The sequence below is a fragment of the Dictyobacter sp. Z7_2 genome (assembly GCF_057551105.1).
On the sequence record NZ_BAAJPE010000002.1, the window covers coordinates 3,464,493 to 3,486,631 of the forward strand.

12 protein-coding genes are annotated in these 22,139 nt (G+C 45.2%); 4 read left to right on the forward strand and 8 right to left on the reverse strand.

Annotation, left to right across the window (positions count from 1 at the left end; all coding sequences use genetic code 11):
- Positions 1-170: 170 nt before the first annotated feature.
- The 5 genes from AC27N8_RS28095 to AC27N8_RS28115 all read right to left on the reverse strand — a co-directional run bounded on the left by AC27N8_RS28095 (position 171) and on the right by AC27N8_RS28115 (position 11,251).
- Entirely contained in the window at positions 171-2,705 is a 2,535-nt protein-coding gene (locus AC27N8_RS28095) for a glycoside hydrolase family 32 protein (protein ID WP_487071666.1), read from the reverse strand.
- A gap of 517 nt (positions 2,706-3,222) precedes the next feature.
- Positions 3,223-5,001, reverse strand: a complete 1,779-nt coding sequence (locus tag AC27N8_RS28100; protein ID WP_487071668.1) for a 5'-methylthioadenosine/S-adenosylhomocysteine nucleosidase family protein — start codon at positions 4,999-5,001, stop codon at positions 3,223-3,225.
- A gap of 244 nt (positions 5,002-5,245) precedes the next feature.
- A complete protein-coding gene (locus tag AC27N8_RS28105) occupies positions 5,246-6,763 on the reverse strand; it encodes a radical SAM protein (protein WP_487071670.1) in 1,518 nt (505 codons plus the stop codon).
- Positions 6,764-7,002: 239 nt separating this feature from the next.
- Positions 7,003-9,660, reverse strand: coding sequence for a tetratricopeptide repeat protein (locus tag AC27N8_RS28110; protein ID WP_487071672.1), 2,658 nt, complete (start codon positions 9,658-9,660; stop codon positions 7,003-7,005).
- A gap of 10 nt (positions 9,661-9,670) precedes the next feature.
- Positions 9,671-11,251, reverse strand: a complete 1,581-nt coding sequence (locus tag AC27N8_RS28115) for an NB-ARC domain-containing protein (RefSeq protein ID WP_487071674.1) — start codon at positions 11,249-11,251, stop codon at positions 9,671-9,673.
- A 564-nt stretch (positions 11,252-11,815) separates the two neighbouring features.
- On the opposite strand from AC27N8_RS28115, the gene AC27N8_RS28120 reads away from it, so the two are divergent.
- The 3 genes from AC27N8_RS28120 to AC27N8_RS28130 all read left to right on the forward strand — a co-directional run bounded on the left by AC27N8_RS28120 (position 11,816) and on the right by AC27N8_RS28130 (position 17,160).
- The gene (locus AC27N8_RS28120; protein ID WP_487071676.1) at positions 11,816-12,838 is read left to right on the forward strand and encodes a hypothetical protein; all 1,023 of its coding nucleotides are present in this window, start codon (positions 11,816-11,818) and stop codon (positions 12,836-12,838) included.
- A 72-nt stretch (positions 12,839-12,910) separates the two neighbouring features.
- A complete protein-coding gene (locus AC27N8_RS28125; protein ID WP_487071678.1) occupies positions 12,911-14,494 on the forward strand; it encodes a hypothetical protein in 1,584 nt (527 codons plus the stop codon).
- Positions 14,495-14,496: 2 nt separating this feature from the next.
- Positions 14,497-17,160, forward strand: a complete 2,664-nt coding sequence (locus AC27N8_RS28130) for a tetratricopeptide repeat protein (protein WP_487071680.1) — start codon at positions 14,497-14,499, stop codon at positions 17,158-17,160.
- Positions 17,161-17,410: 250 nt separating this feature from the next.
- Here the strand turns inward: AC27N8_RS28130 and AC27N8_RS28135 are convergent, their stop codons facing one another.
- Together AC27N8_RS28135 and AC27N8_RS28140 are read right to left on the reverse strand one after the other, a co-directional pair.
- Positions 17,411-19,339 (reverse strand): ArnT family glycosyltransferase, encoded by a 1,929-nt coding sequence (locus tag AC27N8_RS28135; protein WP_487071682.1) that lies wholly within the window; start codon positions 19,337-19,339, stop codon positions 17,411-17,413.
- Between the two features lie 278 nt (positions 19,340-19,617).
- Complete coding sequence (locus AC27N8_RS28140) at positions 19,618-19,842, reverse strand: hypothetical protein (protein ID WP_487071684.1); 225 nt, start codon at positions 19,840-19,842, stop codon at positions 19,618-19,620.
- A gap of 155 nt (positions 19,843-19,997) precedes the next feature.
- Between AC27N8_RS28140 and AC27N8_RS28145 the strand changes: the two genes are divergently transcribed.
- Entirely contained in the window at positions 19,998-20,861 is an 864-nt protein-coding gene (locus AC27N8_RS28145; RefSeq protein ID WP_487071686.1) for a C40 family peptidase, read from the forward strand.
- A 75-nt stretch (positions 20,862-20,936) separates the two neighbouring features.
- Here AC27N8_RS28145 and AC27N8_RS28150 read toward each other — a convergent pair whose 3' ends face one another.
- Positions 20,937-22,115 (reverse strand): FAD-dependent oxidoreductase, encoded by a 1,179-nt coding sequence (locus AC27N8_RS28150; RefSeq protein ID WP_487071688.1) that lies wholly within the window; start codon positions 22,113-22,115, stop codon positions 20,937-20,939.
- Positions 22,116-22,139 lie beyond the last annotated feature (24 nt).

Below are 22,139 nucleotides of genomic sequence, written 5' to 3' on the forward strand. Positions count from 1 at the left end.
CTATTGGTGTGCGTGCACCTGGTTCACGTTGCCGCATTTTTAATCTGTTTGATGCACGTCTTTTATAACTAGAACTGTTCCAATGTTCTGCCATTCAATAGTAGCTTATTGGAACATTTCTAGTTATGAGGATACTTTGCCCTTAAGCCATTAATCTATCTATTTTGTAATTATGAGGTAGGAATTAATACATTATCAATATTGATATGCCCCCAGCCCCCGGTTGCTGTATCGACGATTTTGATGTACACATATGTTCCAATGTAAGCTGATGCATTCCAGGTGACCTGCTGGTATGTTTCTGAGTTTTGTCCGGTGGCCTTGAAGAGTTCGGCACCATCTGAGGCCCGTACCAGGGCCACATAGAGGTTAGTGAGATCATCGCCGCCGGAGGTCCACAAACTCACCTGCCCATTGCCTCCCAATTTTACTGCCTGCGAGACCATCACCCCTATAGGAGCATCGCCGCCGCCCTGAAATCCCCAGACATGATAAGTACCGTTTTGGTGAAATGGTTGACTATTGCCGCCGACACCTGGTGTGTATGCGTTTGTCAGTCTGCTCACGGACGCATTGCTAAAGGTTGTGCCACTCAGGACGGCCCAGCCGGTCAGATTGCCCATCTCGAAATCTGGATTGACTAACCCACCTGTTGCTGTGAGGAGAAGGGTTCCTGGCAGATGCACATCGGACAGATTGATATGTCCCCAACCTCCAGTGGCCTTGTCGACCAGTTTGAGGTAGACTGGCGTTCCGATATACATTGAGGCATCCCAGACGACGCGCCGATACGTCTCTGTATTTTGTCCGGTGGCCTTGAAGAGTTCGGTGCCATCGGAGGCCCGTACCAGGGCTACATAGAGGTTAGTGAGATCATTGCCGCCAGAGGTTTGAAAATCGACGAGCCCATTGCCGCCCAAAGTCACAATTTGCGAAATCATTATCCCGGTTGGACTATCACCATTTGCTTGATAGCCCCACAGATGATAGGTGCCGTTCTGGTAAAATGGTTCTCCGTTGCCGCCTACGCTGGGCGAGGATGCGTTTGTCAGATTGCTCACGTCGCCATTGCCAAAGGCGCTCCCACTAATGACGCTCCAGCCTGTGAGATCTCGTGTATGGAAATCTCCATTGCTCAGCGCTGTGCCAGGAGCGGTCCAGGAGGGATTCATCTGATAGAGATCCAGCGTATTCAAGGTAACGTTGCCGCCAGTCGTGTACAGTGCCAGACCGATACTGTTGGCGTCCGGGAAGATCTGATCGGTGATGACGACTTTACCGTTGTTGCCAAAGACCTCAATCGATGAGCGATCAACCAGGAGGCGCAGACTGATGGTCCCGTTGATTGGTGCGAGCGGAGCCGTGTGTGTGGTCGCGAACGAGCTGGTAAAGCTGCTTGCTCCCGACTGTGTGCGATCCACTGAGAGCTGGCTTGTACTGACATTGTAGCCAATTGTTGTCTGCTGAGAGCCGCCAATGCGCACTTTGAAGCCAAAGGCGCTCGCTGTGTCCAGAGTAAATGTCGCGCTGATATCAAGCGCGTCTCCGTTGATGCCGGCTAGCAGATTGGAGCCAGGAGAGATTGTCTGACCGGTCAGGGAGAAATGTTGTCCATGCAGTTGCGCCAATTCTGCGATAGGATTCTGCACCAGTCGGACTCCTTCAGGGAAGGTCTGGAGCGTCAGGCTGCGTGGTTCTGTCATGCTACTGCGCCAGGGACTGGTTGGGGTCTGTTGAGCGTAGCCAGGATTACTCATCCAGCCGAGCCAGAGGTAGCGACCATTGGAGGCTGGAATATTACTCCATGATTGTGCGGCGTAGAAATCTGCACCGTAGTCCGTAGTAAACGGACCGGATTCGGTGGTGAAGTTGTGTCCATCAAAGCTACCGAGATAGTATTGGACTCCACCCATGCTCAGTACCCATTTTTTGTTGCTGCTATTACCATCGATAGGCAACGCAAATAGATCGGGGCACTCGGTGTTGTAGCTTAGCTGGCTCTCCAGTGTCCAATTTTTCAAATTTGGAGAAGAATAGATGTGGACATTACCACCGGCTACGATCATGATCCAGCGACCGGTAGGAGCGTACCAGAGAACCTTCGGGTCGCGAAAATCGTTCAGACCAGGATTAGCAATGACCGGATTGCCCGCGTATTTTGTCCAGGTACGACCACGATCGCTGCTATAGGCGATACTCTGCTGCTGCGGAACCGTGTTGGCATCCGTGTAGATGGCGACCAGGCCAGAACCACCAGAGAAAAAGCCACTGGTATTATTCGCATCGAGCACCGCGCTGCCTGACCAGATATCGCCATTGGCATCGGGATAGAGCGCAATAGGGAGATTGGTCCAATGGATAAGATCTGTGCTAATCGAGTGTGCCCAGTGCATTGGTCCCCAGACGTTGGCGTCCGGATTGTATTGGTTGAATAGATGATACTCACCCTGGTAGTAAACGAGCCCGTTTGGATCGTTGATCCAGTTCCCGGCTGTCGTGAAGTGAAACTGTGGTCGATATATCTCGTTGTATAGAGCTGTCGAGATCGGCGTAGGAGCGGTCCAGAGGGACTGTCGCGCTTGTGCCAGTGCCACTTTACTTTTTGATAGTGTGAGCAGTCCAAGCATACCTGCCCACTTAAGGAAATCGCGGCGCGCCAGCTGATATTGTGCCAGATATTTTTGGACTCTATCCTGTTCTCTCACGTTCGTATCTCCTCCATACTACTGAGTAAGCATGCTGAGGATAATATGGCAGAGCAACATGGGGAGACTTTGGCCGATGTGGCAGGTGTGGGCATGTAAAGACGATATGGTGGGTACGCAAAGATAAGCCCGCAGTGTGATTTGGGATCTCTGAAGGATGATCTGTTTTGTCCCAGCATGTCTGCATACAAACGCCATGCCGTCCCTGGCACGAATGCATGATGTACTCTCATTTCCACGCATTTCTGCATAGATATCTGCCGTCCGTAGCAAATATCCTTCCGCAAGCATACTTCATTATATCCAGACGTTGTTACTACGATGTAAGTGCTACGCCTGACCTGGCTTATGTGTGAAAACTGTCATAATTCAGGAAAAATAAGCATATGAAGGTCTTTGAATCATCGTATTTGCCTGAATTGATTAGGAATAGTATAAATTAAATGGAAGCATAAGTCAAATCATGGTATGAGAGACGTAGATACTGATACGCGGTGAAGATTATCTCAGGTGTGGCTCACAGCTTCCTGGTACGATGATGATCGAAGCCACCGCGTTGTAGCACATGGCGTGTAAACATGGCGGCATTGCTGGCAGCCAGCCTCTGTCGATGATCCATGTCGATACTTTTCGCGCCGTCAGCCCAATCACAGATCGCCTTGACGAGAATCCAATGCACGTTGTGATCGGAAGCGGCATGATATAATCCTATACCTTCCATCTCGCCCCCGATGGCATCTGGAGCGATCGTGCGTAGAGCCTCGCGATAGTCCAGGTTATCGACGAGTTTTGAGCCAGAGAGTATCAGGCCATATTCGACTTTTGGTGGTTCGCCTGACCAGGCGCTGCGGAGAGAGTACTGTCCGGCGATAAAGAGATCAAGTAGATGTGGCGAGGCTGAGGCTTTGTCACCACGATATTCCAGCTTTTGTTTATTATCTGGTCCAAGGCTGATGCGCTGTGGATCGTAGTCCTGTATTTGTCGAGAAACCAGAATGTCTCCGATATTGCCTTTGCTAGAGTTGATGCCAAAAGCAATTCCAACCATAATCACGTACATAGGGGAGAGCGCTTTGATGGCTCTTTCGATACTTGTACGTGAGCCTGCAATGCTATGTGATCCCAGATGTTGAGGCTGCACCAGGGCTATACGGAGGTCATTAATCTCACCCAGTTCATAGTAAATCTTTCTGCTGATGCTAATCTCTTTGTAATCTGGAAAGAGTTGCAGCATCGCCTGTGTCTCAACAGTGGTGACGGTTACCAACAGAATGTCGGCTTTCAGTGAGCGTTTGCGTGCTATGGATGGGAGTTGTTGAGAAGTGTTTGTATACTCATTCGCTTGTTCTATACTCTTACCTTGATTGGATTTGATACGGGTGGGCGGCTTATGCGTGCCATTGGTTGTGGGCTGTATGGGAGGAAGTGGCGGCATGAAATATTCAGGGCTGTGGCGTAGTGGGTGGTAGTAGAAAATGTGTGGCGTGGTCTGGGCGAATAGACCTTTACAAAAGTCCTCGTAAGTGCAGGGAGTATAAAAAAGATTTTTGACATGAGGGCACTGTGCTATAAACTTGTCTTTGACGTATTCGTCTTCGTGGACAAACCAGATCGTTTTGACGGTGTCAGGCAATGCCTTTGGCAGTATTTCATCCCAGGCCGGATTCCAGCCGACGATGAGCAGTTCGTCGATTTTCCATTTATCTAGCAGCTGCTGTGTGTGATTGCTCAGTTCGGCTTGAAAATCTGGATTGTTGAGCCCATAGATAAATGAGCGCTCGTTGTTATAGATTCTGATAAGTTTACAACCATCGAATTGTGTGTACTCGAGGATCTTGGGCACGGTATTTTCTGATGCCCACTTTCCAAAGGGGAGATCAATGAAGTCTTGTTCATTGATCATATCTTGTGCTTCAAATGTGGTATAGAGCATGTCATCTATATTGAGGGAGAAGATGGTATTGAAGATATTTTCTTTGACCATCTCGGCAATGATGATATTGGCTGTCAATTGATTGGCGTCTTCAATGGCGTCTCTGACTATCTGGTTGATTTCTCCGATCGCTTGCCGGGCTTTGGCAGCTTTGAGTGTCTCGTAAGATGCGGTAAAGCGTCCGCTAGTCGAAAGTGACTCCAGATTGGGCAGGCTGAGGAATTTGATATCTTCGTAAAAAGGTTTACTGTGGAAGAGAGTACCGGTGTTTGAACCCAGGATCAGGACGGTTTTGAGCTTTTCATGCTTGCGCTTTTCAATCTTTTTAGCTAAAAGCTCGATCGTAATTCTTGTTTCTTTCATAGGTTTGGTGTCCTACGGGTCAATCTGTACAGGTTGAAAAACCTGTACAGTTGCAATCTGAAAGATTAGGAAGCAAGGAACACGTTGACTTTCACTTCTACTTGTTTCTCTATAAAATACATTCCTTAATCATCAGCACTATTCGCAATCTTTCTGCTACTGTACTTTCATCGTGTATAATAATATCATGTCATATTATGAAAGGATTTTGCAATAGCAATCAGAAAGTATAGGTCGAGTTTGGTTAGATTGTGACAGGTTTGGTATAGGTCAACAAGCGTAATGCTTCGAGTTGTAGGACATCGGGAAAAAGCGCCTGGTAAATGTGGCAGTTGGGCGATTGGATGTCGTAGCGACCAGTCATACGATAGGTGAGGGCAGGGCAACCTCCTGTGCACCAATTGCGCCATGTACAGGTACGGCAACCTTCTTTCTCATCGACTGTCAGACCTTGTACGCCATCTCGATCAGCTCGAATAAATTGCAATGGATCGTCGGCCGCGATGGTCGTGACGGTGTGCTTCATCTCAACCTGACATTTTGCTACTTCGCCACGTTGATTGATGACCATATAGTTTCGTCCGACACCACAGGTATGGCTATGGGTGGCTTTGAGATTGGCTTTATCAATCAGAGAGTTTAGCAGGCTATAACCGGGTACATGCTCTTTGATGGTGGTGAAGGCGTGGCGCATGCCTGCAATCATTCGCTCCTCATCTAATTGCATATCTACAAGATGGGTCGAAAGATCGTTTTCGCGATAATAGTTGAGTGAGAATTGGAGTTCGCGTTTAAGAATATATGCTAATAAGGTTGGTATGCCAGTGATATTGCGCGATGAGACGGTAACAGAGATGAAGGGGTGAAGATTATGCTCCAGTAAACGTGTAATTGTGCGATCTATACGGGCAAACGATCCTCGGCCGTTGACAAAGGGACGCTGTTGATCATGTTCATCTCCCACCCCATCTAAAGAGATCATGATTCCAATCCCGCGACTCTTGAGTTGCTCAATTATTTTTGTGGATATATAAACACCATTACTCATAATATAGGCCGATAAGTCCAGATTGTGCGTGCGAGCCAATGTCGATGCATAATCGTGTAAGGCAATCACATGATCAGCTTGCAAGCTTGCTTCTCCACCAGCGTATTGCAAGCGGACAGATTTAAAATGATGCTTGACGGCCGAGCGAAAAATGGCATCGATGGCTTGTCGGCCTGTATCTTCGTGCATGTGTTCAGCAGATTTTGCGATATAGCAATAAGAGCAATTGAGATTGCAGGCGTTGGTTACATGTATCCAGGCGGCCAGCTCCTCGAATTCGGAGGGCGGCTGCGTGTAGATGGGATCATGTTGCTTGCGTAACAGGCCAGCAGAGTAGAAATAATGGACGGCTGTCTCGATCTGTGTGGTTGACAGGTGATCGAGACGATAAATAATTTCTTTTAGCATTACTGGATGCTGAAAGCATTGTAGTAATGCTAATGCTTCCGTATCAAGTAACACTACGATTCCTGAGCCTGTTGGACAACATACCTGTGTATATGTGTCCAGATAGGGCTGAATGTATAATGGTTGAGCATACTGGAGTGCGTCTATATATAAAGACGCTCGTACTTGCTCTGTGTAGGTCTGCTCTATTTGTTGAAGAACAGCTGTGCGGTGAGGGCCACTAGGACAATCCTTACTGTAGTCGTTTTGTCGTTCCTGATGGAGATCAGGCCTATCTGTTTGCCCCGAATCAATCCAAATTTTCATCCCGAAAATATCCTTATATTTTATATTGATACTCACATGGGCAAAATGCTCTCCTGGGGTGCAAGTAGATACAAAAAGCTTCTGTTAGTACATATATACATTGACGTATATATGATTTGCTTAATAACTTGAGCTATACTCATGTCATGGAATGGTCTATATGGCTATATTTTAATTGCTGTACAAAATGATACATATGTATATTCGTATATATCGACTATTAGGAGATTTAAATTATTTTACTCTTCCATAAGATTATCTACCTCTTCACATGAAATAATAAAGCCCGGGAATTTTTCGTCCATATTTTGTGCCTTCCAATAAGCAATCAGTGATTGGGTAATACCTACGATTTCTGTCCCCGATAACTTGAGAAGTGTGTCAATCATGATGCGTAAAAACTTATTGTATTTGATGGAGTTGTAGGAAGCCATAAATCGGCATGCCTCTCCATAATAGCGAAAGGCATCATGATATTCAGCTCTCTCGGCATGAAAATCTCCCAGTGCCGCCCTGGACAAACCAAGCAAATAATTGTAGTTGTATCTCTGACATATTTCTTCTGAGGTTTCTAAAGCGGCTTCGAATTTTTCTTGCTTATCTTCACGCTTATAAATCTTGATCAGATCTATTAACGCTTCCACCTGTTGATAGTAGTCGTGAAAAATCTCTGCAATTTCAACCGAGCGCGCCAATATCGTCTCTGCTTGCTCGAACTGATTGGTCTGGATAAAAAGTTTTCCCTGAAGATTTAAGCTTTTGATCTGGGAATCTACATCAATGTTTCCAAGCGAGTTGGTATAGGCTTTTTGATACCATTCAAACGCTTCATCTGTGTTGCCTCTGAGAACATCCAGCTGGCCGAAATGATTATATATTACTGCCTGGCCCTTTTTACTACCAATACGTGTGAATATTTCTAACGCTTCTTGAAAAAATTTCTCAGCTGCTAACAGATCATCGATGTCCATATAGATGATACCAATCGCATTCTGGCTCCAACCGACGAAGACTTCACTAATCTCTCCTTGTTTGAACAGATCATTACGAATACGGCTGGCAATCTTTGTGCGTCGTAGCGCTTCATCGATCTTGCCTTGCAGTCGGTAGGTATCTCCGATATTTGTGAGGATACTGGTGTAGGGAACGCGATTCCCCAGTCGTTTGTGGATGACGATACTTTCGTCAAAATACTGCAGAGCCGTATTCCATTGTCCTTGGCGTAGATAGGTCGCACCAAGCCAGTTGAGCATGGATGCATAATCGGCATCGTTCTTCTGTTTTTGTGCTCCATCTTTTACCTGGGTAAATGATGCGATCGCCTCTGGAAATTTACGCAGTTGAAAATAGCAGACACCTTTTTCATAGGTGATATCTGCGCCCGCTTGCTCGATCCATTCAGGATTGGCCTCCTGCTCTAATTGTTCATAGAGGACAAGCGCCTCCTCTCCCTTTTCCTCCTTTTGGAGAAGTTGAGCTTCATAACGCTTGAGCATATATTGTTGCCCTGTTGACAGTGTGGATGAAAACTTTTTTGTCTCTTGTAATAGAGAACGTGCAAATGCTCTCAGCCATAAAAGGATCGCCTGAGCGAAATTCTCTTCGAAAAACTTGTAGCCAGTATTAATGTCCAGGAACAATTTATGATAGAGCATTTCGACAGTGTATGCCTGGCGTAAAGGCTCTAGTTCTGTATGAGAAAGTTTCTCTTGATAGTAAGCAATCACATGCCTGCTAATCTCTTTACGTGATCTTTTGTCTGGATCAAGTTTTTCCCAACAATATTTCGTAATTAACGGTCTCATCTCATCATGTAGCACAAAGTCGTTTCCGGTGCTTGGACGTCGTACAAATGAGAGATCTAATAGTTGTTGCATGAGAGCTTCATCGCTCATGGTCTCGAGCGTCTCCTGCGTATGGGTGTGTTGGAGTAACCAGTTGACTAACTCGAAATTAAAGCGGTGATAAGCATGAGCCATCTGAAGTAGAATTGTATCAAAGGGACGCTCGAAATCATTGATTTTGGCAACCAGGCTTGATTCAAAGTTCTGACGTGAGATTGAGACCAGTTCGGGTAATGAAACGACGCGACGATTGAGGGTATCAGTAACCAGGCCAACCAGTATTGGCCGCCCCTCTGTTCGCTCATATAATGCATGGGCATGTTCGCGCATGAGTGTTTGATCGATACTCGAGTGAAGATCTGAATATTGAAGCACTTCTTCCTCGTCAAAGGGGGCGAGAGCTACTTCGCATACTTCAGATTCACGATCACGCCAGTTTGGCTGTGTCCAATCTAGTCGATTTCTTCCTGCAATCACGATCCCGATACGTTCAAAGTTATAGATATCTGGAAACGACTGTGAATAGCGTAAAACCGCTGCAATGGGATTTTGCTCGATTAATTCATAAGTGTCGAACAAGAGTAGTAAATAGATACGGTCTTCTTGTAATCGCTCTTCTAAGTAGCTGAGATCTGCCAGGAGTGCATCTGCTAGCTGGCTGCGCACAACCCCCAGATGCTCTTTTCCTGAGCGAATCGAGGCGAGATAGGTTGACATGGTGCGTGTATATTGTTTGGGTTTCCAGGTTGGATAGATAGCTCTTAATGCCTGGACGAGATGGTCCGCAATGATAACTCCATCGCGGTCGGCTACATTGAAGAAGTCGATACGCACAATGGCCAGATCTGGATAGATCTGTTTGGCCAGTGTCTCACAGCGTTGCAAGAGCCAGGTTTTACCTACGCCTCCTTTTTTGTCGGCTTGCTCTAAGGCATCATAGAAATACAAGATCCAGGGCGCTTCAGGATCGGGATTGAGCAACCAACTGCGAAAGATGGCCAGTTCCTTTTCGCGTCCAATGAAATGCTGTGTGATTTCCAGATGACTTTGCATGGTTATCTACCTATCCTTCCACTGAAATCTCCTGTAGCGAAGTAGTAAAGACGGTCAAATATTGGTCCAAAGTTTTTCTGAAGCGCTCTTCGTGGGCCAGAGTGGCAAATTCTAATTGTGAAAAGATAGGGGGGGCTTCTGCCATAAGCTCTTGAAGAATGCGCTTCATCTCAGAGTGATGATCATCTATATATGGATTGCGCATCGCAAGATATAAGAAGTTGGATAAATGGTCAAGCCGTTCAGCTTCGAATGTTTGGCGAGCCATTTGAAGCTTCATTTGTGACTGATGTCGGTAGAGCAAAGAATAGATGAATATTACTTGCTCTTGTCCTAACTGCTCTTGAAGTTCTTTGTCCAATTCAAGCTCTTCATAGAACTGGTCGACTAAAATAGGAGGCCCCTGTAAAATCTGCTGCATCGATTGCTGTAAAATCTGTTTCATCTGCTCAGAGTCGACACAAAAAGAACTGTGATACAGATATTCACGGATGTACCAGATGTAATCAGTGCCAGACATCTCGTCAGCAATTTCTTTATTGAGTCTGGTGAGAAAACGGTGGATTTCCAGGTAGAGCTCTTTGCGCTCAATCTTGTTTTTGAGCAGATAGATATGGCGGATGGGCGTCTCGACAGAGAAGCCTCCTTTGAGCCTGTTCCAGCTCATAATTCCCGTTTCACGAATCATCTCTTTCGACAAATTTATGTAGGAGAGGCTATTTTCATACTTTTGTGTGAACTCAAAATTTTCTATTAGTTCCTGCATAATGACTAAATTGAAGCGTCGTGGAATCGAGAGTAGTAGGAGCATGGGATGATACTTGTTACGTCTTAATGGGTTGATGGGGGCCAGCACTTTTTCTTCGACGACGTGGTGAAAAATCAGATTTATTAATGGCTGCTGGTTGGCTGTAATGCGTGGATCAAGTGCCTGCTGGATAATCGCTTTAGTCATGACCTCAATGGCTAGTGGATAGCCTTGTGTCCAACTATAAATGTAGTTGCGTATTTCTATCTCCGCTGGTATGCCCACTCTATCAAGATAGTCGTCGCAGCTCTTTTGATCAAAAGGTTTGAGTGGTACAAGGGTGAGGTTCCGTGCGACCATACGCTCGGATTCAAAGGACAATACTTTTCTGCTCGTCAGGACCACAAAAAGCTTGTTTTCGTTGATCATGGCTCGTAGTGTCGTGGCGATTCTCTCTACTAACTGGTGATTTGCGGTGTCGATGGCATCAAGCAACATCACAACAGCATCGTTTCTGAGTAACTCTCGAAGTTCCTCAATCGAATGCTCAAGTAGGAGTTCATCAGGATAGCTGTCGGAAGAGTTTTGATCATCTTTCGCTTGTCGGATGATATCACGCGAAAAATCCTCTGCATTTTTGGGAGCGCTGATACGTATATAACGCATATTATACATCTCGCACATACGGCCTATGTGCCTTACAATCGAGGTTTTCCCTATACCGCTAATCCCATGAAAATCAATGATAGGTGTACGTAACGTGTTACTTCTACCATTACTCAATGCACGGATAGAGTCTTCTATGATTTTCCTTTCTTCTTCTCGGTTAATAAATGCATTCATCTAGCGTTTTTTCCTCCGACTCTTCAGATGTCTCTGGTTGTGCAGACGACGTACTCGTTTGAAGCTATACATCTTGTATAGCTCGTTTGGCATAAGGCTACCGCCTCTCTGCACTGCTGAGGATACTACAAGCAAAATAAGTATAATACTTTAGAGCGAATATATCAATAGATCAATGAATATATTTACTTGGTGATGAATTGCAAGGCATAATAGCATTGGATAATTTTATGCTAGAAGGAATACATGAAATGCTATCTTAAGTAAGAGCACATATATAAAGTGGATTTCTGTTTTTCTGGGTGAAACAGTGGCTCATCGAAGGTTCCCCGCAAGGATAGAGATCCTTTTAATTTTAGCTTTAGCAGAAGATATATTGTAATCTCTCTTAGCATGTACTATAGTATCCCATATAGCATAATATTATAGGTTTGTAGATTGTGATTGTACGGCTCAATCAAGATTTTTATGGTAGTATGGGCCAAGTGCCAATATAGACGTATTATACTTTTTGAATGAGTATTCGTTTTATAAAGGGTAAAGTAATGGGAATTGTAGGATGCCATGCCTCAAGAGACAAGAATAGAAATTGAGAATTTAGCCAGGGAACTCGAAAATCGGAAGCACGAAAAATCTAAAACTGTTCTGATTCTTGGATCGAGGGCGGGCGCACTATTCCGTAGTCCAAAGTTTTACGAGGAGATGACTTATTATAGCCTGAGTCCTCAAAATCTGTCCTTACTCTCGACCACAGGACAATTCAGTGAGTTTTATTCCATCCTTAAAAAGGAAAGAAGTAGGAGTTTAGTCGAGGATATTATCATTTTGTTGAATAGCGCGATTACAGCCTCAATGAGCTCGACAGAAGATACCAGTCTGGCAGTGCTTGTAGGTCAGCATATTTTTGATAGCATATTTTCGTTAAATATGGATGATTTACTCTACAATTCTTTTATCAAGCATGGCTTAGAACTTCATCAGGATTTCGCGGATTTTGCTTTTGGCCAGTGGCAACCAGAGCACATTGTCCAGGATATTCTTGATTATACACGCCTAAATGTCTGTAAACTCATACGCGTTTACAACGATGAGCAGTCATTTATTTCTTGGCTGAATAATGAGAAGGCACACAACGAGGAATATAGTCGTTGTATGAAGTTACTACTCGAAAAATGGAGGATACGGGAAGTATTAGTGGTTGGTTGGGATCAGGTCTGGGATGAGATGCTTCCGTTGGCACTTCCTACCTCACTCGATACTGTCTGGTTTGTGAATGAAGACGAAGATACCAAAAAAGCTTTTTTGGCCCGCTGCCAACCGTTTGAGAACCTTTATTATATCCGTACCACCTATAAAGCTTTTTGTAATAATTTGTGTATGCAAGTTGTTCCCGATGCTATCTCTCAACAAGAATTTTCCAGTACAGTCCTCCATGATATGCGTGCTCTCCGCAGTGAGATGAAAGAACAACAAAATCTGATTGACCAGTTGCAAAGGAAAATGGGCCAGATACATCAAACTATCATTTCCACGCACAATGAAATGATCCATCTGCTATCAAATCTAGAACGAGAGAAACATGATTGACGGCTTTCCATTGAAAAGGGGGAAGATAATGCTTCCAGCTAGCGTCGTAGTGCATATACATGGGGTGCAGTAATGACGGTGTTTATTAATCGTGAAAACGAAAGAAAGATTATAACAGATTCTTTACAGACCTTGAAAGGTGATAAGAACATTTTATTGCGCGCACCTATTCTCAGCTTTCATGGCATTGATGGTATAGGTAAAACGTCAATATTAAGTTATATTGAGGAACGATGCAATGATGAGCAGATGAAATGCATCTCTATTAAGGCCAATAAAGATGCTCAAGAGTTTTCTCGTGACATCATTGAGCAGGTTCGCCGCTATAATGTCATTATTGATGAAAATGATGATCACTATCTGCTGAGGCAATCGATTTTGGCAACCAGGGACTTGTTAAGTAAAGGCGTTGTTGTGATGCTGCTTGATGCCATCGAGACCTCTAATCAGGAACTGGTAGAGAGGATTGCTCATACGCTCAGTGGTGTAATCGAAGAGCATAAGCTTTTTGTTGTTTTAGCAAGTAGAAAAATATTATCATTTGAATCGGAACGTGCGGTAGCACGTAAACTCACTTCCGTCATCCTCAAACCTTTTGATCGAAAAAGCTGTGACGAGTATCTTGATAAAGTTGGTAATGTGTTAGAACCGGAGGTCCGAGATTATATTTATAATTGGACGCAAGGTTATCCATTAGCACTAGAGGTAATGACGAATGCTGTTATTCAACATTCACTTGACCCGCGTATTGTTGCGCACCAGAGACCGCTCATGGAACGCATCTTCCACCAAGTTATAGAAGCAAAAGTGCTTCTGCGCATCAAACCGGCGATGCGTGAGAAATATCAACGGTTGTTGTTGCTCCTTTCGATTCCACGACGTTTTAATCTTGGAATTATGCAAGAACTTATCGAAAAATTTGAGCAGCCATACAAACTTGAAAGTAGTCGTGCCTATATAGATCTGTCGCAAGAAATGATTCGAGAAACAGGCGTGCTCAGTTGGAGTATGTTCAAAGGGGGATTCTCCGTTGATGCTCCTATTCGTCACATTTATCTTTTAAAAAAGAAGATTGAGCAGGGAGAACGCTACCTCGATATTCATCGTTTTTTGACGAAGCTAAATGCAAGCTTTGCAGAATCCATCAGTGGTGCTGACCATATCTGGTATATACGTGAATATTTGTACCATAACTCTTTTACGCTAGATAGCACACAACTGACAACTGTCTTAGCACAAACTGTTGAAAACATTGTGGTCGGGCCTCTAGCCTTATTTAAACAGTTTTATGAAGAGTTTGATCAAGATATAGAGCTACAGGACCAATTAGGCCATGAACAGGTTCTATTTGTCTACTCTTTGCTTTATCATCACCAGGCGCAAATAAGCCTTAGCTTAGCCCGTCAGGCGATAAATGCTGAGAGGCTTGATCATCTGCGTTTATATTTTGATTTTACAGTCAAGGATCAACTCCTAATCGATCATCGCTCTCATCTTAACAAATTACTTCATAATCTTATTGGCGAAAACCCTCAAGACTTCTCTCCTCAGCTCTTCGCAGAATTGGCTCAGGACGAACGTTTCAAAATAGCTCTTGGCCACTATTCTGCACTCTTCTCGGCTCTCGTCCAGGATATTCTCACAGAGGAGCAATAGCTATGCAGTATCAACAAGAGAACGCACAATATTTTATTGGACGAGAAAGAGAACTAGCCATCTTTCGCGAGTGGCTACTTACCTCCGATCCTGGAAAGCCCTGGATCTTGTATTTTTATGATGCTTTACGAGAGGTCGAAAAGAAAGGCGGGGTAGGCAAAACCTGGCTCTTGCAACGTTGTGAAAGCCTTGCCAGACAAATATATCCAGATCTAGCCATTGTGCGTATCGATTTTTTTAATTTTGCAGATCGTGGTGGTACTATCATTGGAGATCGGGTCGTTCATGCTTTAGAAACGGCTTATCCGTGTTGGCAGGCCAGACGATACGCACAGCGTGTGCCTGCCTATTTGGATACTATTCGCTCGGGGCTAGAGAAGGTTGAAGAGGTGCGCTCTCGTTTGGCTGATGCATTGCTGGCTGATCTGAGTGAATTGAGTGAAATTCTGCAGGAACAACGCACATATCTTCTCCTGCTATTTGATACCTATGAACTTATTGAGCAAAATCCTAGCATTGCCGTTCTGCGTTATTCACAATCATTTCCAGATGATTATCATTTTGAGCACATAGGGGTGGTGATGGCAGGGAGAAATCAACTTGATTGGATGCAGCCAAATTGGCGCGATCGTGAATCTGAGGTTCTCGAGGTGGCTCTTGCGCCGTTTGATGAGGCTGAAATGGTGCAGTATTTCGATCAAATCTCGTCGATTAATCTGGATGTTATTCATCAATATACACGCGCATTGTATCAACGTACGGAGGGGCGTCCGATTCTTGTTGGCCTGGTGACTGATGTCTTAAATCGCCGTTTGATTACTATTGAGGAACTGGTCACCATATCACAAACGGATTTTAATGCGAGTCTGGTTGCGAAGATCAATGAGTTTGATCGGCCTTTTGATCAGATTATTTTATATATGGCTCATGTCTATCATCGCTTTAATTTTGAACTATTATATTGGCTGTTTGATCAAACACACAGTTATGCCATGCTGAGCGATATGGATACTAGAGCACTTTGGCAGCAATTGCTGAATCTTTCATTTGTGCGTCGTTCGGGGACTGATGGCGAAGATTTTGTGCTGCATGATGAAATGCGTCCATTGATTAACAAATATTGTTGGGAGATGCTTGATCCTGATAAACGCTTGCGTAAAGAGATTAGCGGGCATGTGATCAAGTACTATGAGAACAAACTTGCGGTGAAAGATCTTTCGGAGCAGTTGCGTCAGGCCTATATTGTGGAAATGCTCTATCATACATTATTTCTTAATGTTGATGATGGCTACGCATTTTTTGAGGAAAGTTTTCATCAGGCCAATCTTTTCTGGCTTAACGCTTTTGCGCGTTCTCTGCTGGATGAAGCAAGCAAGTTTTCCCTTTTATTATCGGCGGAACAACGCTATATGTTGAAGCGCTATGAAGCACAGTTGCTGCAAAGAAAAGAGAAAGGCGATGAGGCACTTGTCCTCTATGAACAATTAGAGCAAGAGGCCAATCCAAGATGGCTTGAGAAGCAGAGTGCGGATATTGTCTATGAAAAAGGTGTCTGCTACTACCAGTTGAGCAAAATTCCCGAGGCAATAGTATCTTTTACGTATGTAAAAGATCTGGCAAAAAAAAATAATGATGATGCAGATTATGCCTCCATGCTGAACTGGCTTGGTGCCACCTATCTGCGTCAGGGTCAGTGGGATACCGCACTTCGTTACTTTGATGAAAGCATTGTTATCCATAAACGATTGGGTAATCGTGTACCTTACGCCAGTATTCTCACAAATATGGGTGATACGTATCGCCTGCAAGGCAAGATCGATGAGGCTCTGCGACGCACAAAAATAGCTCATCGCATTCGTTATGAGCTGTTTACTCAGGGGAAGATTAGCGAGGTTTTTGTCGCCTGGAGCCTGAGTGCTATCGGCACTATTTATATGGATGTGGATGATCTCGTGCAGGCTGAAAAATCCTTCATCGATGCTCAAGAGATCTTTACACGTATTGGCAGTAAAAAAGGTCTGGCTACGATGTATAATCGGTTTGGTCAGTTAGCTAGTTTTCGTGGCGGGCAAGATGAGGCACTAGAATGGCATCAAAAGGCCTATGCGAGCGCCCTCGGAAATATTGATATGACCTCACAAATAAATAGCTTGAATAAGCAGGGTGAGCTACATATCCAGCAGAAAAATTTAACCGAAGCCGAGACTGTGTTGACACGTTCCGTTGAAATAGCACAACAATGTTTCGATTACTATCAACAATCAGAAGCGTTAATTAGCCTTGTGAAGGTGTATAAAAGACAAGCACAGTTGGAGAAAGCAGATTCATCTCTTCTCTCCTTGGAAGAGATTTGCCAGAAGTACAATTATAATTACTTGTTGGGTCTCTCACGGTCAGCACTGGGCGATTTTTATGCTGAAAAAGGGGAATATTCAGTCGCGTTTCGGTATTATGGTGAAGCTTGCCGTTTCATGGCCGCGTATAATACGATCAAGTATTATAAATTCCTACGCTCAATGATTGATTCATTGCTGCCACTAGCGGAAAGTGAAATTGCCGCTATCACACAGTCATTGGTTACCTATTGGCGAGAGCAGGATCTGGATAAAAAATTTCCAGATTTTATAACCTCTTGTGAGGAGGTTAGGAGTTTGATGGCTTCCTAAAGGCTGTTTACTAAAAATAGAGATGTGAGGACTGCTATCTCCGATTGGGGTGATGGTGATAAGAACAAGGAGAAAGCTTATCGGCAGCAGCTAGCTGCTCGTAATGCTGCTCTTTTTATGCATTGCGTATTGCAACGTGGTGGTTTCACGCCTCACCGCACAAAAAGGAAAAAGTAAAAGGACTCAGAATCGATTCTGAGTCCTTTTACTTTTTCGTGTGAATAGATGCTTTTCTCCACCCGAAAGAAATTTATGGATTTCTTTGCAGGATGTAGCAGTAGATCGTATTGCCACCCATGATTGTATGGACAACATGGTACTGTGTGGGCCATTGGTTGCCGCGTTGTAGTACGTGTTTAGGCCAGACGACATAAGGATAATCTGCTGCGGCCAGATTGCTGAGTAGCTGTAGATTGACGGCATTGGCCGGTTTTTGCGCGGTATTGGTTGGATCTATCTGATAGAGATCAAAGCGTTTCGTGAGATCCGAGTTATAGTAAAACCAGTTCGAATTTGAGCCATAGCCGTTGAGGCTACTACCGATCAAGCCGACTGCATCGTGATCAGGCGTCTGTGTCTCAATCCACTGGAGCGCTTCGCGATAGGCGGGATAAGCTACCTGGAGTCGTGAATTCTCATCATTATTAAAGAACTCATTGGTATATCCCTCGGCTCCATAGACTGTTGTGATCCCGATCAGGCCGGGCACAATTGCCAGGATGGCGAGCAGTAGTGTTGGGACCAGGACGCGTAGCTCCGTTGTCCTCTTGCCTCTCTGTCCAATAGGAGCGGCGTTTGTGTGCTTGTTGCTGGTCTTATTCGTGACGTCTTTGGGGAGAGTGTCCTGAACGGTTGTATCTGAGTCGTCTCCGGATCTGCTCTCTGTGCTGGCATCGCTGCTCTCTTCGGATGTGGTTTTGACATTGTCGGTATCTGTGACCGCGCTGACAGGTTTTTTCCAGATGAGGCCGGCAAGATAGTTCAAGATGATGGCCAGTCCGGAGACTCCTGCGATGGAGAGAGCCGGTGTCAGTGGCAGATAGTAATGAGATCCGACGGCGATGTTGAGCAGGCTGAACATGCCCAGGATGCTGAGAAACCAGATGATCAGATAGGCATGGCTGGCGGCCCGAGTGATATCAAGGTTGGATTTGCGCAGATGGAAGCGTACCAGTGCGATCAGAGCAAAGATGACAAAGAATGCCGCAGGTATGGTCAGGAAGGCACTCATTTTTGTGAACACCATATAGACAATTGTCCACTTTGGCACGTGTGTCAGCGTTTCACCAGCGACATAGATCAGATGTCCATTGGTTGAATGAGTTTCTTCAAAGGCAAAGCTATGCAGCAAGCGTCCGATTGGATTTGCCCAGATAGCCGGATCGACGATCAAAAAGCTGATTGGGGCGATGATGACGGTTGCTATCCACCAACGCCAGGGCAGGGCAGGACGCTGTTCTGCGGGCATCATGGGGCGTAGTAGGAAGTAGTAGTAGGCGGTATATACGACGACGCCTGGTACAACGAAGACGGCTGGATATTTACTGGCGGCTCCCAGTCCGACCAGGATGGCTACGACAGGGAAGAGCCAGGGACGGCGTGTGGCGTGCCAGAGGACCAGATAGGCCAGGGTGATAAATGAGGCCATGGTCATATCCAGATAATCGATGGCGCTAAAATAGACGAGCCAGGGACTTACGGCCAGCGCCAGTGCTGCGATCAGGGCAATCGTATCTCCAAATGGTTTGCGCCCCAACCAGTAGACTGCTAGCACGAGGATCGTTCCCATGATGACACTGGGTAAGCGACCTGCGAGCAACTCGGCCAATGGATGTCCAAGCACATTATTCAGTTCGATAAAGATGCCGATCAGGATTTTGACCAGTGGCGGATGCTCGTAATTTGCACTGGCCCATTGCTCCGAGCCGAAGTTGAGATGCGTAATTAATGGCAGATAGACTTTGCCTCCCCATATATAGACAACTTCATCGGTGACGATATCAAGTTGGATTGCCAGGATCAGGCGTGGAATCAGTGCTGCAATCGTTAAACCGATCAGTGCCAGCACGGGGAGTGAAACGAGCGAGCGTCTATTATGAGTCGTGGTAGGAGATTTTTTTGAAGCGCTTGATAATGAAGGAGGACGATCTTCAATTGTTGTCGCTGGTTCCTCTGGCATAATTCCTCCAGTATATATATGACTACATCAAAAAAAAGAGCATACGATCAGAATATGCTCATCAGCGAGAATATGAAATTATTTGTATGGCCTCAATGGCATGCTTTTTATTGCATGATCAATGGTGCATCTGATGATTATCTCAAATAAAGTGTTGTCTGGCACTCTAACTAAGAGCATAGTATATCATTGTAGATATTTAAAATCGCGCTATCCTGCCAGAACACGACCAATATCTTATGGGAAGCACTTCCCTACTGCTGCCCGGTTACTTCATCTCAGTCCTGGACCTGCACGCGTTGGCTGGCAGTTGTACCATCGTTAAAATCGACCACGAACTCTATCTCAGTTGGCTCATCTGGATTATTTGGAATAATCTCTATATTCTCAACGCTCTCGATTGGTCGGTGTAGCTCTTCTGTGATCCAATCAACCAGAAATTTTACCGATGGATTCTCTTTATTGGCCTGTAGCCATGCCTGTGCCCTGGATGGTGCTTCCATATCTGTCTCCATTTGCAAATTTTGTATAGTATAACAGGTTCGTGTAGCTGGAAAAAGAGACTATCCCTGTTGGTGGGACTTCGTGATGAGTTATAATAAGGGGAAAGAAAAATGTACGTGACGTTTTTGTTTCTCATCAATGGGAGGGTTGTACATTGACTCTAGAGGATATCATTACATCCGATTTTGTGATTGCCACAGCTGTGGCGGATATACACCGTGATCCTGATCCGGAATCTGAGCTCGTGACGCAGGCTTTAATGAATGCTCCTGTGCTGGCTGGCGAGACTTCTGGAACCTGGACGCATGTGACTCTGTCGGATTATAGCGGCTGGATTGCGACTGATAAGATTGAGTTACCTATTGTACGCGGCATCTGTGATGGTGGAGAAGGTACCTGTGGAGTCGCTTTGCCTTATTCGGTGGTGGTGACGGCAACACATGCCCCTGTCTATACACAGGCGGATGGGGATGAGCAGCTTGTCGATGTTTATCTCTCGACTGTGATGCCCTATATCGACTTGTCGCATCCGCGCCGTATTCGTGTGGCCCTTCCCGATGAGCGTGCTGGATGGATCTCCCGTGAATATGTCGACCTGCGCCATAATGATGCTCTCTTTCCTCTTCAGGAGATATCCACCGTGACTGCCTATGCCAGGGAGTTTCTTGATGTACCCTATCTTTGGGGCGGAACAAGTTGGCAAGGCATGGATTGCAGCAGTTTAGTACAACTGGTGTATCGCATGGGTGGCACTATTCTCCCACGTGATGCGGATCAGCAACACGATAGCTTGTCTCACACGATCCCTCGTCAAGAGATGCAGGAGGGCGATTTGATCTTCTTTGGGCGCACAAGGATTACACATGTTGCGCTGGCCCTTAACAATCATGAATATATCCATGCCGAAGGTGTGCAATATAATCGCGTTGTCATTAATAGCTTTGATCGTCAAAGTTCGGTTTATAATGAGCGTTTGGATACGATTGTTTGGGCCATTAAACGTGTTCGCCAGGTTTAGCGATTACAAATCAATGCCAGCGACAAGCATGCCTTTCTGCTGAAAGATCAACCTATGTGTCTCTCTTTTTCTTTTTCAGGCTACAGAATGCTCCGCTCTGAGCAGTGGACTCCATTGGCTAAAGCGTGAAAGCTGGAATCTCTGTGTCGATACCACAGGTGCTTGTTCCCATAAAAGATCACTTAATAGCTCCCCCAGCAAAATACCAAATTTAAAGGCGTGACCAGATAAACCTGTACCCAGGATAATACGTTTATCATCTGGTAAATAATCTAAAATAAAATCCTCATCCAGGCTCACATCGTACATGAATGCCTCGACATGTGCCAATACCGCATGTTGGAGCGCCGGGATAAGCTTATAGAGCCTTTGTACCACCTGATTGATTGGACGCTCGTCGATAGTGTGTGGTTCATCAGGATCAGCTGGCGCACCAAAGTTATGGGAAGCTGCTTTGAGCCAGCTTGGCCTATTCTTTCCCATGGGATACATCGGGCAACCATAGAGATCATCAGCCATAAAAGAAGGAAATGCATTGATACCATATGTCTCTTCGGGGAGGTGCGCAAAATAGAGAAGATATTGATGGGTGAGGCGTACTGGTAAGTTTAACTTGCCTAAAAGGCGATGTACCCAGGGACCAGTGGCGACGATAACACGATCCGCTAGCATTGTCTCTCCGTTTGCCAACTGTAGACAAATAGGCCTGTGTATATCTTCATGGTCGATATTGAGTACACAATGATGTTCCAGTACGATGCCCCCCATATCGATGATACAGTCGCGTAACGTTTGTAGACAAGTTGATGCGTGTATCATACCGCCGTTTTGATTGTAGGAAATAAAGTCGTATTCTTGTGTATCAAATTGAGGAAAATTTTTTGCACAGGCGCTGTATGTGAGTCTTTCCGGCGACTGACCAAGATTACGTAAGACATTGTACGCAGGTTCGACAAAATTATCATCCTCGTGGCCGAGAGTCAGTATACCTGTCGGCGTATAGAGATGTTGTCCTGTTTGGCGCTCGAGATCTCTCCAACGTATCTGGCTCAAGTGGACCATTTCGGAGTAGAGGCTATCGCTGCCGTATTCGAAGCGTAATAATCTTGAGGAACCATGCGATGATCCTCGATCGTGATCAACGGTGGCTTGTTCGAGGATGACGACGTTTGTCATCCCTTGCTGTAATAAATTATAGGCTGTTGCAAGTCCGATGACACCTGCGCCTATAATAACAATATGTTCTTGGGTCACTGTACATTTGCCTCTCTGGATATC